The organism is Chitinophaga sp. (assembly GCF_039596135.1).
In the GTDB taxonomy this organism is placed as follows: domain Bacteria; phylum Bacteroidota; class Bacteroidia; order Chitinophagales; family Chitinophagaceae; genus Chitinophaga.
Genome location: NZ_JBCNKH010000073.1, coordinates 1 through 16,196, shown reverse-complemented (window position 1 = coordinate 16,196; position 16,196 = coordinate 1). Strand labels below are relative to the sequence as shown.

19 protein-coding genes are annotated in these 16,196 nt (G+C 47.1%); 11 read left to right on the top strand and 8 right to left on the bottom strand.

Annotation, left to right across the window (positions count from 1 at the left end; genetic code table 11):
* Positions 1-17: 17 nt before the first annotated feature.
* Positions 18-584: a hypothetical protein gene (locus tag ABDW16_RS26475; protein ID WP_343673995.1), complete on the bottom strand. Its 567-nt coding sequence runs from the start codon at positions 582-584 to the stop codon at positions 18-20.
* Between the two features lie 15 nt (positions 585-599).
* A complete protein-coding gene (locus ABDW16_RS26470; RefSeq protein WP_343673994.1) occupies positions 600-1,142 on the bottom strand; it encodes an isochorismatase family cysteine hydrolase in 543 nt (180 codons plus the stop codon).
* Positions 1,143-1,199: 57 nt separating this feature from the next.
* Here ABDW16_RS26470 and ABDW16_RS26465 point away from each other — a divergent pair, with 57 nt between their 5' ends.
* Positions 1,200-2,276: a metallophosphoesterase gene (locus ABDW16_RS26465; RefSeq protein WP_343673993.1), complete on the top strand. Its 1,077-nt coding sequence runs from the start codon at positions 1,200-1,202 to the stop codon at positions 2,274-2,276.
* A 24-nt stretch (positions 2,277-2,300) separates the two neighbouring features.
* Here ABDW16_RS26465 and ABDW16_RS26460 read toward each other — a convergent pair whose 3' ends face one another.
* Complete coding sequence (locus tag ABDW16_RS26460) at positions 2,301-3,695, bottom strand: sialate O-acetylesterase (protein ID WP_343673992.1); 1,395 nt, start codon at positions 3,693-3,695, stop codon at positions 2,301-2,303.
* Between the two features lie 42 nt (positions 3,696-3,737).
* Between ABDW16_RS26460 and ABDW16_RS26455 the strand changes: the two genes are divergently transcribed.
* From ABDW16_RS26455 to ABDW16_RS26445, 3 genes are all read left to right on the top strand, one after another.
* The gene (locus tag ABDW16_RS26455; protein WP_343673990.1) at positions 3,738-4,319 is read left to right on the top strand and encodes a Crp/Fnr family transcriptional regulator; all 582 of its coding nucleotides are present in this window, start codon (positions 3,738-3,740) and stop codon (positions 4,317-4,319) included.
* 115 nt (positions 4,320-4,434) lie between these two features.
* Complete coding sequence (ygiD, locus tag ABDW16_RS26450) at positions 4,435-5,259, top strand: 4,5-DOPA dioxygenase extradiol (protein WP_343673989.1); 825 nt, start codon at positions 4,435-4,437, stop codon at positions 5,257-5,259.
* Positions 5,260-5,317: 58 nt separating this feature from the next.
* Positions 5,318-5,941: a hypothetical protein gene (locus ABDW16_RS26445; protein WP_343673988.1), complete on the top strand. Its 624-nt coding sequence runs from the start codon at positions 5,318-5,320 to the stop codon at positions 5,939-5,941.
* A 3-nt stretch (positions 5,942-5,944) separates the two neighbouring features.
* Here the strand turns inward: ABDW16_RS26445 and ABDW16_RS26440 are convergent, their stop codons facing one another.
* The gene (locus tag ABDW16_RS26440; RefSeq protein WP_343673986.1) at positions 5,945-7,117 is read right to left on the bottom strand and encodes an MFS transporter; all 1,173 of its coding nucleotides are present in this window, start codon (positions 7,115-7,117) and stop codon (positions 5,945-5,947) included.
* A 140-nt stretch (positions 7,118-7,257) separates the two neighbouring features.
* Between ABDW16_RS26440 and ABDW16_RS26435 the strand changes: the two genes are divergently transcribed.
* The 6 genes from ABDW16_RS26435 to ABDW16_RS26410 all read left to right on the top strand — a co-directional run bounded on the left by ABDW16_RS26435 (position 7,258) and on the right by ABDW16_RS26410 (position 11,996).
* On the top strand, positions 7,258-7,596 hold the full coding sequence (locus ABDW16_RS26435) for a hypothetical protein (RefSeq protein WP_343673984.1): 339 nt from the start codon (positions 7,258-7,260) through the stop codon (positions 7,594-7,596).
* Between the two features lie 76 nt (positions 7,597-7,672).
* Entirely contained in the window at positions 7,673-8,494 is an 822-nt protein-coding gene (locus ABDW16_RS26430; protein WP_343673983.1) for a pyridoxal kinase, read from the top strand.
* 5 nt (positions 8,495-8,499) lie between these two features.
* On the top strand, positions 8,500-9,171 hold the full coding sequence (locus ABDW16_RS26425) for a glutamine amidotransferase (RefSeq protein ID WP_343673982.1): 672 nt from the start codon (positions 8,500-8,502) through the stop codon (positions 9,169-9,171).
* Positions 9,152-9,865: a YggS family pyridoxal phosphate-dependent enzyme gene (locus tag ABDW16_RS26420; protein WP_343673981.1), complete on the top strand. Its 714-nt coding sequence runs from the start codon at positions 9,152-9,154 to the stop codon at positions 9,863-9,865. Before ABDW16_RS26425 ends, ABDW16_RS26420 begins: the two co-directional genes overlap by 20 nt.
* Positions 9,862-10,587 (top strand): ATP-binding protein, encoded by a 726-nt coding sequence (locus ABDW16_RS26415; protein WP_343673979.1) that lies wholly within the window; start codon positions 9,862-9,864, stop codon positions 10,585-10,587. Before ABDW16_RS26420 ends, ABDW16_RS26415 begins: the two co-directional genes overlap by 4 nt.
* The gene (locus ABDW16_RS26410) at positions 10,566-11,996 is read left to right on the top strand and encodes a PLP-dependent aminotransferase family protein (RefSeq protein WP_343673977.1); all 1,431 of its coding nucleotides are present in this window, start codon (positions 10,566-10,568) and stop codon (positions 11,994-11,996) included. The genes ABDW16_RS26415 and ABDW16_RS26410 overlap by 22 nt, the downstream gene beginning before the upstream one ends.
* On the opposite strand, the gene ABDW16_RS26405 is transcribed toward ABDW16_RS26410, so the two are convergent.
* The gene (locus tag ABDW16_RS26405; protein WP_343673976.1) at positions 11,953-12,534 is read right to left on the bottom strand and encodes a TetR/AcrR family transcriptional regulator; all 582 of its coding nucleotides are present in this window, start codon (positions 12,532-12,534) and stop codon (positions 11,953-11,955) included. The two genes, ABDW16_RS26410 and ABDW16_RS26405, sit on opposite strands and share 44 nt — an antisense overlap.
* 282 nt (positions 12,535-12,816) lie before the next feature.
* Here ABDW16_RS26405 and ABDW16_RS26400 point away from each other — a divergent pair, with 282 nt between their 5' ends.
* Entirely contained in the window at positions 12,817-13,167 is a 351-nt protein-coding gene (locus ABDW16_RS26400; RefSeq protein WP_343673975.1) for a hypothetical protein, read from the top strand.
* Here the strand turns inward: ABDW16_RS26400 and ABDW16_RS26395 are convergent.
* The 3 genes from ABDW16_RS26395 to ABDW16_RS26385 form a co-directional block, all read right to left on the bottom strand.
* The gene (locus ABDW16_RS26395; RefSeq protein WP_343673974.1) at positions 13,134-13,757 is read right to left on the bottom strand and encodes a hypothetical protein; all 624 of its coding nucleotides are present in this window, start codon (positions 13,755-13,757) and stop codon (positions 13,134-13,136) included. The two genes, ABDW16_RS26400 and ABDW16_RS26395, sit on opposite strands and share 34 nt — an antisense overlap.
* A 128-nt stretch (positions 13,758-13,885) precedes the next feature.
* Positions 13,886-16,009, bottom strand: a complete 2,124-nt coding sequence (locus ABDW16_RS26390) for a gliding motility-associated C-terminal domain-containing protein (protein WP_343673973.1) — start codon at positions 16,007-16,009, stop codon at positions 13,886-13,888.
* Positions 16,010-16,090: 81 nt separating this feature from the next.
* Positions 16,091-16,183 (bottom strand): hypothetical protein, encoded by a 93-nt coding sequence (locus ABDW16_RS26385; protein WP_343674013.1) that lies wholly within the window; start codon positions 16,181-16,183, stop codon positions 16,091-16,093.
* Positions 16,184-16,196: the final 13 nt, after the last annotated feature.

Here is a 16,196-nt window from a genome sequence, read left to right as displayed (position 1 = left end):
TCCCGGGGATTCTCTTCTTATTGTCTATCTCCTGTCACGGTAATTTTTCCTGTGCCTGAAATGACAAATGTACTACGCGTCATTTGTTCCGGCTTTTTACTTCCCTCAGGAGCAATATCCTTTACAACAACCTCTATGGTGGAATCATTGACGAATTCATACTCGCAGCTGCTACCACCATTATCGCCATCTGAGTCCGCATTAAAACCCAGTATAGACTGATCCAGCAGTTTATAGGTAGCGCTGTCTAGTGTGTACAATTTATAAGAGCCGTAATCAAAGTCTATTACCATTACATACATATTACCCAATCGCCTCAGTTCCCGCCCTGCATGCCGCCGTATGGGACCGGTGGTATCTTCCTTAAGCCAATGGAATTGCTGGCTATTGGTTAGTTCCATACTTGCCGCAACACTGTCTTTAAAATTGGAAAATACCAACGGCTTTGCGGCTACTGAAGGCTGCTCTTTTGTGACCGTTAATGCCTGACCCGTATCTGCAGATACATCGTCTTTTGCCTTCGGCCCCTGCGAGTGACAAGCAGCCAGCAAAATGAATAAGGGATAAAAATTGCTTAATCTCATAGTTCCGGATTGTTATCAGAAGTCATTTACAGTGATCACTTCTGCCTGGAAAGGAAATACTTTTTCTACCAACACATCATGCAATGCAGGATCACGGTCAGTACAACAATCTGCCAGCACAGTTATACGATAATCCTTATCCGCTGCCTCGCGCAGGGTAGATAATACCACCCCACTGCTGGCTACCCCAGTAAGAATGAGATGCTGTATGCCCTGTGCCCTCAATACCACTTCCAGGTCACTACCAGTAAATGCGCTGATCCTACGCTTGGTCACTACAATATCATTTTCTAATGGCGCAATAGCGGCATCAATGGCCATCGCTTCATGCTGGCCACCACTCCCACTACCCGCACGGACCTTACTGGCACCAAACACTTTATTGTTCATACTGACCTCAGGCATACGAGGACGAAAGCCTACTACCACGTAAATAACAGGCATATTTTTATCGTGGGCAATGCTGATGGCTTTACTAACATTAGTGATGATCGTGTTGTAATCGGGTAACTGGCGAATGACAGCATTTTGCATGTCCATTACTAGCAGGGCATTCATCGTGTCTGGTTTATTCCGGCTCTAAATTATAATATTTCTATTAATTATCTTTGCGACATGAAATATAGCACACCGGTTCAGAAGAGAGATCAGCCAGACGATTCGTATAAATTTCAGCCTTTGCCAGCCCCAACAGGGCCATTCCCCTACCATCTTGATATTGCGCAGGTAATTCCGGATATCAATTCTCAGAAAATGACCTTTCACCTGGTGGGTGATACAGGCAGTCTCAGAAGCATTGATTTTCAGCGGAAAGTGATTACTGCCATGCAAGCGCAATTCGAACACGACAATCCGCCACAATTTCTGTTTCACCTGGGCGATGTGGTATATAATCACGGCGAAGCCAGTCAATACTACCGGCAATTTTTTGGTCCCTTTCAACATTACCCGGCACCGATATTTGCTATAGCAGGTAATCATGACAGTGATGTGAACCCGGCGGCGGCGCCTTATCATAGCCTGGAGCCTTTTGTGAAAGTGTTTTGCGATACGACAGCGCATACAATACCATTCGCCAATGGTGATGCACGTAAAAGCATGATCCAGCCAAATGTATACTGGACACTCAAAACACCGTTAGCGAATATTATCGGCATGCATAGTAATGTGCCTAAATTCGGTATTGTCACACCTGAACAACAGGAGTGGCTGAAAGCAGAACTGCGCAGGGCAGATGCTGAGCGACCGGACAAGGCAGTGATCCTTTGTATTCACCATGCGCCTTATTCTGCCGATATCAATCATGGGTCCAGTATTCCAATGATTACCTTACTGGAAGGGATATTTGAAGAGACGGGCGTTCGGCCCGATATTGTATTTAGCGGGCATGTACATAATTACCAAAGATTGGTAAAAAAATATAAAAGCGGACGATCTGTGTGCTACGTGGTAGCCGGCGGTGGTGGGTATGATGAATTGCATCCCATAGCAGCGTTATCTGATAAGAGGTTTACGAATCAATTGCCCATATTCGACAATTGTACGCTGGAGAATTACTGCGATCATCAGCATGGGTTCCTGCGCTTTAGTATCGAACACACAGGGGCACAGCTGGCGATGAAAGGGAACTATTATTCCGTAGCAGATGATGGCGCTGTTACAATGGAAGACCAGTTTGAGATAAAGCTTTGACCCGGGGGCCAAAGCTTTATTTTATTATTTATTCCTGAAAGGCGAAGCCGGTAATCCTTCCTTATTATACAGATTTACCACCGGTACATTACTCCATCCATACCGCACCATGGTCGGATGCGCTACCTGCCCGCTCCGCACTCTTATCTTATTTCCCTCAATCACTGCCTCCGCAGGAAAAAATCCCGCTCCACTGCTCACTTCAAAACCCGTCAGTTTTCCCCCCTTTGCCACCAGTCCCTTGCCGGTATGAGAAAAACTAACTACTATCTCATCTTTTCCCGGGCTGGCCTTTTCAAACATCGGGCCACTATACTCCCCTTTCACTCCATATGCCAGCCCCCCTGCTGCCATCGCCAACCGCTCTCCCACCGGTTGTTTATACGTAGGATGAATATCGGCGGAATCCCCGCAATCAGTGGTCACTATCAATGCCGTGTTTTTGACCTTTTTAACCACCAAAAACTGGGCTTCCCTGATCTCGGGTCTCATACCCTTATGCGGGGCAATCTGGACGATTAAAAAGGGCATTTCCGGCCGTTTAAAATCTGTCCGCCAGTTGTTGATCATAGTTGGCAGTATCTCCTGGTATTCCTCCGCACGGTCATTATTAGACTCTCCCTGGTACCAGGCCACCCCTTTTATAGCGTACGGCAGCAACGGGTATATCATGCCATTATACAAACCGCTTAAACATTCTCCCTGGGGTTTCCAGCCCGGACCGGAGATGGTCTTTGCATAGTTTTGAATCATGTCTTTCAGGCGGGGATTATCTTCCAGCGCAGCCATACTCGTCCAGTCCTCCGCCGGCGTACCGCCAAAGGCAGAAAACAGGATGCCTACCGGCACGTGCATTTTCGCATAAAGATTCTTCGCAAAGAAGTATCCTACAGCAGTGAAATCACTCACCGTCTGCGGACTACATACCGTCCAGTGATTATTCACATCTGCTATCGTCTCTTTCGAGTATTTCAGGGGTACATAATATTCTCTTATCAGGGGATAGTTGGCGGCATCCCGCTCCTGCTCCCAGTTATAAATCGGTTGCTGTGGCGGGCGGGGCCCCAGCTGGCGTTCCATATTAGACTGACCGCTGCACAACCATACTTCACCTGCAAGTACATCCTGAATGTGAATGGTATCTGGCCCACTGTAGATAGTCATTGTCTGCCCGGAAGAGACATAGGGCAATGGCTGCAAACTCACCATCCATTTACCCTGTACCGTTTTTGCCGATACGGACTGGCCATTGAACTGCACAGTGACCAGCGCGCCCTCATCTGCCGTTCCCCACACCGGAACTGCAACACCTTTTTGCAGTACCATGTGATCGCTAAACAGGCTAACAGGTTTTAAGGTAGCATAGGCATTTGAAAAACAGGCTACAAACACCAGTGGAATTATTAAAGACCTAAACATTGTAAATTCAATTTAGACAGGGAATTTATATAATTTGCAATCATGTACGAAGTATTTCTCAGCAAAGTCAATGAAAAAGTGTCCCTCACCCCGCAGGAAGAAGCTGAAATAGTAGCACATCTGACCCATAAAACCCTGCGTAAACGCCAGTTTTTTCTGCAGGAAGGAGACATTTGCCGTTACATAGCCCTCGTCGAAAAAGGTGCGCTCCGGACTTATGTGACTGACCTGGAAGGCCATGAGCACATCACAGCTTTTGCGCTGGAAGGATGGTCGCTGGGAGATTTGTGCAGTTTTTTCAAAGAAGAACCTGCCACCCAGAATATTGAAGCGCTGGAAGATTGTGAACTGGTCCTCATTAGCCGCCCTGCGCACGAATCGCTGCTACAAACAATGCCGAAGTACGAGACGTACAACCGTATACTTATGACGGAGGCTTATATCGCCCTGCAAAAGCGGACCCGGGATATGATCAGTCTTTCACCCGATGACCAGTACAAGGCGTTTGTAAATGTATACCCCAATATTGTACAAAGGGTGCCCCAGCATATGATTGCTTCCTACCTGGGGCTCACGCCGGAGACATTGAGCAGGATTAAAAGCAGGATTGCACAACATAGATAATTAACCCGCCAATTTCTTGATTCAAATCATTGGGACCAACCTCCCTCATGTGGTACTTTTGTATAACATGAAACGAAATCAATTCATAAAATCGATATTAACAGGAGTATTTGGTATGACAACGCTTTCAGCATTCAGGAACTTCACTGATTCATTACAGGAAGACGACCACCTGATGCCCGTATTATTCATCGGGCATGGTTCTCCTATGAACGGCATTGAAGACACTGAATTTAGCAGACGATGGGCACAGATGGGCAAGGAAATTCCGACGCCCAAAGCTGTACTGGTGATCTCTGCCCACTGGTATACCCAGGGCACAAAGATCACCGCCATGGAACATCCTAAAACCATCCATGACTTTGGCGGATTTCCCAGGGAACTCTTCGCCGTACAATATCCCGCCCCCGGTAGCCCGGATCTTGCAAGGGAAACCGCTGCCCTGATTCATGCTTCCCTCGATCACGACTGGGGGCTGGACCACGGAACCTGGACGGTGGTAAGACATATGTACCCTGCAGCAAACATCCCGGTGCTGCAATTGAGTATAGACTATTCCAAAGGCCCACAATATCACTACGACCTCGCCAAAGAGCTCTATGCCCTTCGCAGAAAAGGCGTATTGATCATCGGTAGCGGCAACCTGGTGCACAACCTGAGAATGGTGGCATGGGATCGCCTGGATGACAAGGAATATGGTTACGACTGGGCACTGGATATCAATAACCAGTTCAAACACCTCATCAGCAGCCGTGAACACAAGCCACTCATCAACTACACACAACTAGGCAAAGGAGCATTGCTGGCCATCCCTACGCCGGATCACTATCTTCCGCTGATGTATACACTGGGATTGCAATCCAACAAGGATGACATTTCCTTCTTTAACGATAAAGCGGTGGGTGGTTCTCTCACCATGACATCCGTAAAATTCGGTTAATATGCCTTTGTATTACTACCTGGTTGCCCTTTTGCCATTTTTAAAACAAGCGAACAGCATGGAATATTTGATTCATGAGCCAACAGTAAAAACCGAAAAAAAGAAAGCACTCATTCTCATGCATGGGGTGGGAAGTAATGATAAGGACCTGTTTGGCCTGGTAGATTATTTACCAAAGGATTATTATGTAATTTGTCCGCAGGGCCATTTTGCATTAGGTGGTGGCAGATATGCATGGTATAATGTAGATTTCTCTACTGGCAAGCCGGTGTACAATGTACAGCAGGAAAAGGAAAGCCGGGAACTGATCAGGCAGTTTGTGGCAGAGATGAAGGCAAAGTACCATCTGGATGAAGTGTACCTGGGTGGTTTCAGCCAGGGAGGGATTATGAGTTATACCGTGGGATTGAGTGATCCGAAACTGGTAAAGGGAATTATTATTTTAAGTAGCAGAATACTGGAAGAAGTAAAGCCGCTGTTGGCGAAACAAGCCCCTGCGCTGCAGGTATTTGTATCGCACGGTATACAGGATGGTACGCTGGGCATTCATTACGCCAGGGAGGCCAAAGCGTTTTTGGAAGGGATGCAGGTGAAGCTGAGCTATCATGAGTATGCAATGGGCCACCAGGTAAATCAGCAGGTATTGGCAGATTTGAATAGCTGGCTGGCGGAACAAAAGTAAAATTTATACAGCGCTGGCATTCATCTTCACCGGCGGGTTTTGCATCTTAATCAACCGAATTGCAAACCCAACTCCAATCACCGCCATACAAGCCCCTACCACCACCGGATATGTAAACCCATATCCCATCACAATGGGCAATCCACCCAAAAATGCACCCAGGGAATTGCCAATATTAAAGGCTGCCTGTATCAGCGCTGCGCCCAGCATCTCTGCATCGCCAGATGTATTGATCATCAGGATCTGTATCGGTGCAGCAATCATCATAGACAGTGCGCCAGTGAGGAAAGTCAGGAATAATGATACGAACTGGATGCCCGAAAAGTAATGTATGGCCAGCAAATTCACCGCCATACACAACAAGAGACAGGCACAGGTATATACCGGCTGAAAACGATCTGCCAGTTTACCACCTACCAGGTTACCTACAATCATCCCAAATCCGGCCAAAACCATGATCCATGATACACTATCAGGTGAGAAACGGGATACTTCCGTCATTAATGGAGAAATATAACTGATCCAGGCGAACATACCACCAGTGCCTACCGCGGTAATTGCGATCACCAGCCATGCCTGCGGGTTTTTCACTATTGCTATTTCTTTTCTTACATCGGCATTTTCATTTGCCGGCAAGGCAGGTAACCATAATTTAAGGGCGAGCAGTGTAATCAAACCAATTACCGCCACCAATCCAAATGTATATCTCCACAGCAGGTGGTGCCCTATCCAGGTACCAACCGGCACCATTACCAGGTTGGCAATCGTTAATCCGGAGAACATGACCGCAATCGCCTGCGCCTGCTTACCTTTATCTGCCAGTCTGCTGGCCACTACTGAACCTACACCAAAGAATGCCCCATGCGGTAAGCCTGCAAAAAACCTCGCCATGAGCAACGTGATTGGGCCAGGCGAAAATGCAGACAAAGCATTGAACACAGTGAAGATCAGCATCAAAGAAAGTAGAATCTTCTTAGGAGGGTGTTTTACACTCATCATGACGAGTAAAGGAGCCCCAACGACTACGCCTAATGCATAGGCTGAAATGAGATGGCCAGCTTCAGGGATTGTGATGTGCAGGTCACTGGCAATATCCTGCAAAAGCCCCATCATTACAAATTCTGTTGTTCCTATTCCTAAACCGCCCAGCAGTAAGGGCAATAAACTCTTTTTCATATGGTTGGCGATACAATAAACGACGATCAGGGCACAAAATTAGGCGTTTTTTTGTCTTAGGGGTATATATTTTATTTATAGGTATATTGCATGGGTAAACGAATGCGTCCTATAACTATTCCTTTGAAAAAACCAATCTAATGTCTTTTAACTACGATACAGAAGCCAAAAAAATAGCGCCAATTTTTGACCTGATCATCGCCGCTATCGAGAAATTTCCTCCTGAAGGCTGGACTCCTCAAAACATTAGCCAGACCATCAAATTTAACAGGGAGATGAAAGAAGATATATTAAACCCATCGGCTGAATTCAGGACAGAGAAGAGCTTAAAAATTACAAAACGGAATATTCTGAATATGTTCCAGGAAGGTACGGGGAAGTATGTAGAGTACTTCTGGGAGCTGATTGAGAAAAACGGGCTATCGGCAGAAGTAGTGCGATCTGGTCCAATTGAAAAAAAGAAGGGTCGGAAGCCGTAAGGCCATCCACCCTGGACTACCTACTTTTATCATTTTTGGCCTACCTCCCTAATCCAGCATCTCCTTACATTTGCGTATGCCAAAAAACATTATCAGTATCCAAAGCCAGGTAGCCACCGGCTACGTAGGCAACAACATTGCGGGGTTCGCCATCCAGCTGCATGGTATCGACCTCACTTTACTGCCTACCGTATTCTTATCTGCCCACACCGGTCACCCGGTCATTTTCGGAGAAGCCATCTCCCCGGCCTTACTTTCTGACCTGGTAAAAGGTATCGGCGCCATCAACATCCCTGCAGATGCAGCATACCTCATCAGCGGCTTTTGCAACCTGCCTGAAAATATCGATATCATCGCCCATACCGCCCTCCAATACCCACACCTGAAATTCGTCTACGACCCCGTCTTCGGCGACTTTCACTGTGGCGGACTCTATTTCGAAGAGGAAATCGCCACCTACTCCGTCAATAAATTACTGCCACACGCACACATACTCACCCCCAATCACTGGGAGTTAGAATTCATCCTGAAAAAACAATTCAACACCATCGATGAACTAAAAACCGCCGTCCGGAATCACGACCTCCTGAAGGATAAAACACTTATCCTCACCAGCGCAAATCTGGCCGACACAAGCCCTGATGGCATTGAGGTAATACTTATAGAAGGAGATGAGGTAACCCGCTTTAACGGGCCTAAAATTCCCCTTGAAACCACCGGCACCGGCGATCTGTTCACGGCCATCATTACCTCTCAGCTCACGCTGAACAAAAGTCTGAACGATGCTATCCGCATCGCCATGAATTTCATCAATCACACACTCGCATACGTTCAATCTGTAAATGGAAAAGAACTGAGTGCAGCCGCGCTCATGAAACACCTGCACCTGCTAAAATAAATACAATGCACATACACTTTATTATTCACGAGGCCTACGAAGCGCCTGGTGCATACCTCCTTTGGGCCAATGCAAGGAAATACGAAGTTAGTTTCACAAAAATTTACGAAGGACAATTACCCCCTGGTAATGCCAACGATATCGACTTACTCATCGTGATGGGTGGCCCGCAAAGCCCGCATACGCTGAAGACCGCAAAGGAAGAAATACACCTGATCCGGCAATGTATCAATGCCAATAAAGCCGTGGTAGGCGCCTGCCTCGGTGCACAACTCATTGGCGAAACCCTTGGCGCCCCTTACGATCACAGCCCGCAAAAAGAAATCGGCGTGCTCCCCATCGAACTGACCAATGCCGGTATCAAAAGCGATATGATAGGTCACTTCGGTGCAGTACTGGACGTTGGTCACTGGCACTACGATATGCCCGGGCTCACAGGTCACTGTAAAATACTCGCCAAAAGCAAAGGCTGTCCCCGCCAGATCATTGAATACACACCACTGGTCTACGGCTTTCAATGCCACATGGAATTCACGCCCGAAGTGCTGGCGCTCCTCATTGCCAACAGCAATGAAGATGTGATCCACAACCCGGACACTGACTTCACTGACATGAACGACAAACTCTTTACCTTCTGCGACAAACTCATAGCAGCATATGCAGGAAATAAAAACTAACATTCAGGCGGTGCACCAGCGAATCAAAGCCGCCTGTAAAATCGCCGGCCGCGATGAAAAAGACGTACAACTCCTCCTCGCCACCAAAACTGTGCCCCCGGAGAAAATACGCATTGCCATCGAAGCCGGCGAAACCCTGATCGGTGAAAACAAAGTCCAGGAACTCCGCGACAAGTACGATGCCCTGAAAGACCTGCGCATCGAACGCCATTTTATCGGACATTTGCAAACCAATAAGATCAAAGATGTGCTAAAATATGTAAGTTGCATCCAATCGCTGGACCGTGTGTCTATCGCACAGGAACTGGACAAGCGCCTGCAAAGCGAAGGCCGCAGCCTCGACGTCTTTATACAGGTTAATACCTCCTATGAAGAAAGTAAATTCGGCGTGAAACCTGAAGATGTTGAAGCCTTCATGAAAACGCTGCAGTCTTTTGATACGCTGCATATTAAAGGCTTAATGACTATCGGTCTGCTGGATGTGGAAGTAGAGAAAATGCGCCCTTCTTTAAGATTGCTAAAAACAATCAGGGCACGTTTGGGAATGGATGAGCTGCTACTTTCCATGGGCATGTCGCAAGACCTGGAACTCGCCATTACCGAAGGATCCAACATTGTACGTGTAGGTACTTCCATCTTCGGCAATCGCTTCTCAGGCAAGGAAATCTGGAATGAAAACGAAAATATATCATGAGCGTATACGACCTTACCATACAGGAAACGGTAAATGTTGATTTTGAAGAGATCTTCTTTACACCTGAAAACAAAGCTGCCCTGGGCCAGGTGATCAAAGAATACAAATACCTCGATGAGCTGAAGAAATACGGCTTACAAATCGACAATAAAATTCTCTTACACGGCCAGTCGGGCTGCGGCAAAACCACCACAGCCAAAGCCATTGCCACTGCCCTGAAAAAGAAGATTACCATCGTAAACCTGAGTAACCTCGTATCTGCCCGTATCGGCGAAACTGCCAAAAACCTGCAATCCTTATTCGCCCTCTCTGCCAGGCAAAAGTCTGTGCTCTTCCTCGATGAGTTTGACCTGATGGGTAAAACCCGTGACAATAATGAAGATAATGACGTAGGCGAGATGCGCCGGCTCGTCAACTCCCTCATCCAGGAAATTGACTACCTGCCTGCAGATAGTCTCCTGATCTGTGCTACCAATCATTACGAAATGATTGACCCCGCCATACTGCGCAGGTTCCAGTTAAAGATCAAATATGAGTTACCTTCAGATGCAGACCTGGAAGGTTACTATGATAAAATGCTGGCGCCATTTCCGGCCCACCTGCAGGACCTGGACCGAAAGTACGGCATCTCTTATGCAGAGGTAAAGGACTACATTCATACCACCATGAAGAAACGCATCATCGCAGAACTGGAAGCACAATGCTACGTCCCTGGAAATTAGAAATACAATTAGATCCGCAATCTGAAAAAGCGATCTATTTACAAATCGCTGATATCATCATCCAGGATATCCAGACCGGCCGGCTAAAAGCCGGCGACGCCCTGCCCGGCAGCCGCCAGCTGGCTGCGGACCTCAGTGTGAACAGGAATACCGTAGTAGATGCACTGAATGTGTTGATCAACGAAGGCTGGATCGAAGCACAACCCCGCAAAGGTGCTTTTGTAGCAGATGTTTTGCCCACTACGCCCTCCCATAACAACAAACAGGCCATCACTACCCCTGAAAACAACCACCACATCCATCTCTATTTTGACGATGGCTTTCCGGATAGCAAGATTGCCCCTATGACGGAACTGGCCAGGGCATATAGAAAAATATTCAACCAGAAAGCCAGGTGGCAGCTCATGGGTTATAACAGCGAACTGGGTGACGAATCATTCCGGAAAGTGGTCGCCCAGATGCTGAACCACCAACGCGGCATGCAGGTGACCGCAAGTGATATCTGCATCACCCGGGGAAGCCAGATGGCCACCTACCTGGCAGCACATTGCCTGCTCTCTCCCGGCGACCGGGTGATTGTAGAAAACCCCGGGTATCGCCCCGCATGGAAAGCACTGGAAAATGCAGGTGCACAGCTGATTCCCATCGCTGTCGACAAAGAAGGCATCGTCATAGACCATGTTATCGCCTGCCTGCAATCGCATCAAAAGATCAGGGCGATCTATATCACACCCCATCACCAGTACCCTACCACCGTCACATTGAGCCTGCAACGCCGGCAGGCGCTGATACGCCTTTCTAATGAATATGGGTTCACCATTATTGAAGACGATTATGACAATGAATTTCACTTCGGATACCGGCCGGTATTGCCACTGGCGAGCTTCCCGGAATTGAGGAATTATGCCTACATCGGCACCATGAGTAAAGTGGTGGCCCCTGCACTGCGTATCGGGTACCTTGTATCGAATGATAGTGTCGTGATGAAAAAAGTAGCTGCCCTGCGCAAAATCATAGATGTACAGGGAGATGCCATGATGGAACAGGCAGTACTGGAACTGATCAGCGATGGCACCATCAAAAAACATATCCGCAAGGCCACCCTCTTTTATAAAAACAAAAGAGATAAAACCCTGCTGCTGTTGGAGAAGTACCTGAAAGGCAAAGCTGATTACGAAGTACCCGAAGGCGGACTCGCATTCTGGATTGTACCTGCACACACCATCAACTGGCCAAAGGTTGCCGCTAAACTATTAACAAAAGGTATCAAAATTAATACCCCCGATAATTATAGCGATGATCCTACCCTGAATGGATTCCGGTTCGGATACGGCGCGCTTTCTGAAGCACAGCTGGAAGAAGGCATCAGGGCTTTGGCAGCGTATCTGCCCGGTACGGATAAAGCATAGCATCCATCTGTTTGTAAAATGCAGTCGCTGCTTCCTTACCCTCCAGCTGCCGGGTCAGTTCATTGTTAGATAACCAGAAATCGCCCACGATGAAAACCTGGTTTACTAACGCTGTCCAGACAGCATCCGGGATATCATCCCTGAAGTAACCCTGCTGAACCAGTATTTTGAATATTCTTTTGAACTCCTTCCCCCTTCTTTTAAATAACTGGAAATAATGCTGCTGTATAGAGGGTATTTCTGCCGCTATTTCTACAAAATTCAGAAAGATAAACCTGTATTTGTATACCACCAGGAAAGATGCCTGGATAAAATGCTTCACATCTCCGTTCCCTAATTCCAGCACTAACTGATCCATTTCTGCTGCCAGCCGGGAATACAATTCCAGTATGATATCGTCTGTATGTTTGAAATGGTAATGCAGATTGCCCGGACTGATAGCCATGCTGGCTGCAATGTGGCGGGTGGTAGCACTGATACCCTTTTCATTGTACAGAGCAAGTGCCGCCGCGAGAATTTTTTCTTTTGTATCCATCATTATTCAAATCTAAGTAGTGTTTCAATTTCATTTTATCTTTTCCCGCCCCCACACAAATTTAGAACATTTGTTCTATTCACAAAAAAATTAGTACATTTGCTCTAAATACCAGCATATGGAACAAAAGAAATCGCTTATCCGGACTTTAAGAGCAGCTGTACTCCCCATTAAAGAAACGGACAATGAATTTGTAAAAGGAGTAAAAAATATAGGTTTCGGGGTTTTCTTAATCTTATTCACATGTGTATCAGGGGCAATCATACTCGCCATGTCCTTAGCGCTTTGAGGGATCCCTTATTCATTATTTACAACATCTTATGGTGGTTCATTCATATTTGCAGATGGGTCAATAAACCTATTCCCTATCTCAACAACTGGCTGACTGATTTTTTATTCATCCCCGTTGTTGCTCACCTTACCAAGCACATTGCATTGCGGCGTGAAGACTATCGCTTCCCATTATCTTATTTACTGGTAATGGCACTGTACACAGCGCTCATCTTTGAATGGGTGTATCCATCCTTCTCCCACAAAACGGTAGGCGATCCATTAGATGGTATCGCTTACCTGTTGGGCAGCCTGTTCTATTATTATGTACATCAGGATTTCCGGCTGGGACGGATATTCAGGTAAGCCCCCTGATAAGGTGCTTCAGGAGAATACACAATTACTGCAATACACTTGCCGGCAGCATCCGTTTCAAACGCAATGCCATGCCCCGCATCCCACACAGTGCATTCCCCACCCTCTCCTTTGTAGGTAGTTGTCTGCTTCAATTTGTACTTTGCATTTAATTCATCCAGTGAAGACCCTACATGCAAACCATCTTTTGTTTTAAACGCAGGCGATGTAACCCTGATCTGTTTCACTTTAGCAACCGAATGATCTCCATCCGGGTTACGGGCAGACAATATAGAGGTTGCATAAGCCCCTTTGTAATAAATTGCTACTGACTTTTGCATAGCCGCGTCTCCTTCATCAGGCTTACCCAGCAATTTGATCACTGTGTCCATATTGTCATTGATATGGGTATTTCCTATTGCTTTGCCCGGTACCACCAGGTAAGCTTCATTAGATGAAACCGGTTCTGTAGATGGTACCGGTATTGCTACAGGAGCCGGGGCAGCAGGAGCTGCTATCGTGGAATCCTTATCGGTTACAACCGGCGGCCTTGAATTGCATGCTGCCAGCAGGAACAAGGCTAAAATGAGATTCGTTTTCATACTTAACACCACATCAATTATTATTCCGAATTACAAAAAGGGGATGTATGCTGTGTCGATACATCCCCTGATAGATTTATACCATTCTCAAATGGTTCATTTATTTTCGAGGCAAACTCCTGCCATTACTATTTAATGACTGTCACATTTCCCTTCAACGTCTGTTTCTCTCCACCATTCGCTTTCCGATAATGCACGATCCATAAATAAGTGCCTTCATCTACCAGCGCTCCTTTGAACCGCCCATCCCATCCGGCACCTACACCTTTCGCACTATAGACCAGCACACCCCAGCGGTTGTAAACATTCAGCTCATAGTCAATCATTGTACCGCTCACGCCCGGCCTGAAGTAATCGTTATTACCATCTCCATTTGGTGTGAATGCATTCACCGTCACCGTTTTCTGATTACAGGTCTTGTAATTGACTGTAATACCTTTCGTCATTGAACCACATTCATTATAAATAGTCGCAGTATAATAACCGGTCTTTGTTACCACATACCACGAAGTGGTTGCACCATCCTGCCACTTGATACTATTGCCTGTACCTGTGCTTACATTCAGGGTCAGTACCTCACCTTCACAGATAGTGGTATCATTACCCAATGTGAACGCACTAATACCCGCCACCGTTACATTGATACTATCAGAAGATGTCAGGTTACAATATTTGTCAAGCACTGTTACGGTATACTTGCCTGGTACGCTTACTTCCTTGATCGGATCGGTCGTACCATCATTCCAGAGGTAAGAGATCACATTTTCATTGGTTGCATTCAGTACCACAGAACCGCCTGAACAAATATCTTTGTCCACTCCTAAATCCAGTCCCACATCTCCCCTGTTCGTCACGCTCACCGTATCTGTCACCACACAACCATTCTTCGTTACGGTCGCCCAGTAATCACCGGGTTTGGTCACGCTGATGGTATTTGTGCGGGACCCGTCAGACCATACCACACTTCCACCATCGGGTTCTACTTCCAGCGTCACGCTCTGACCCTGACAAACCGCCGTATCCGAAGTCAGTGTTATAGCTGGTGGTGTAGCCACATTCACAGTGGCATCGTCCGTCACTGTACAACCCTTCAGGGATACTTCCACATTATAGGTACCGGCAGCACTTACTGTAATAGAAGGTCCGGTATCGCCGGTGCTCCATGAATAAGTAGCACCCTGTATATAGGCATTCAGTTTTACAGTGCTGCCTTCACAGATAGTGGTATCACGGATCGCTACAGTTGGCGGATTATTGACAGTTATTTTGATAGAGTCTGTCGCGGCACAACCATTATTGGTCACTGTTGCATAGTAAGTACCACTTGCTGCAACCGTGATCTGCTGTGTAGTTACGCCTGTACTCCATACAATTCCATATCCGGCGCTGGCATTGTCTGCACCTGCATCCAGGGTGATCACACTACCCGTACAGATGGCGGTATCATTACCCAGGTTCACCGTTGGTTTTTCTACATAGCGCAGGTTGTACGTGACCGGGTCAGATACACAACCCGTCACCCCATCCGTTACAAAAAAGGTAGCCTGTGTGGCTCCATTCAGGTCAAACACATTGCTGGTTTGTATAAGCGGCACAGTAACAGCGCCGGCTGGATATACGCTTAGTAAAGTGAATTTAGGTTTATTGACTTTGTTCAACAGCAGCAGGGCAAACTTCGAATTGTCAGAACAGTTCACCGGCAGTGTCGTATCCAGCTGTGGTTTCGGACATGCTGTAACGGTGATCACCTGTACCTTTTCGATCGCTGCATTGCCACAGGCATCAGTTACATTCCATCTCCTCGTGATAGTATAACCATTACATACATCTACAGTATATGGATCTATCGTCATCGTAGCGCGCTTAGGGAAGTTCGCATCGCAGTTGTCAGTTGCATACAAGGTAGCTGCTGCAGGAATAGTGCCGCCACAGGCTACAGTTACGTCAGCTGGTGCTGTTCCGATCACAGGCCGGGTTGTATCCTGTACTGTGATGGTTTGTTTCCAGGTGTTTGTATTACCACATTCATCTTTTGCAATCCATGTTCTGATCAGCTGGTAATTGCCTGCGCAGGCACCGCTGATGGTTTGACGGGATTGAGAATAGCTGACCTTCACCGTACTGCAATTGTCAGTCGCAACCACATTAGATGGTGTAGCTGGTATAGCATCGCAGTTCACAGTAGTATCGCCCGGAGGCGCTATGGTGAATGCCGGTCTGGTGGTATCCTGTACCGTGATGACCTGTTTCATAGTGGCAGTGTTGCCACAAGCATCTTTAGCTGTCCATGTACGTGTCAGGCGGTAATTGCCGGGGCAGGTACTGCTCAGGAATCAAGGACTGATGCGCAGGCGCTCGCGCACCGGCACGCCCTTCTCTTCCAGCTTGGTGATTTCGCGCAGCAGCGCATCCGGCGCCAGCACCACGCCATTGCCGATC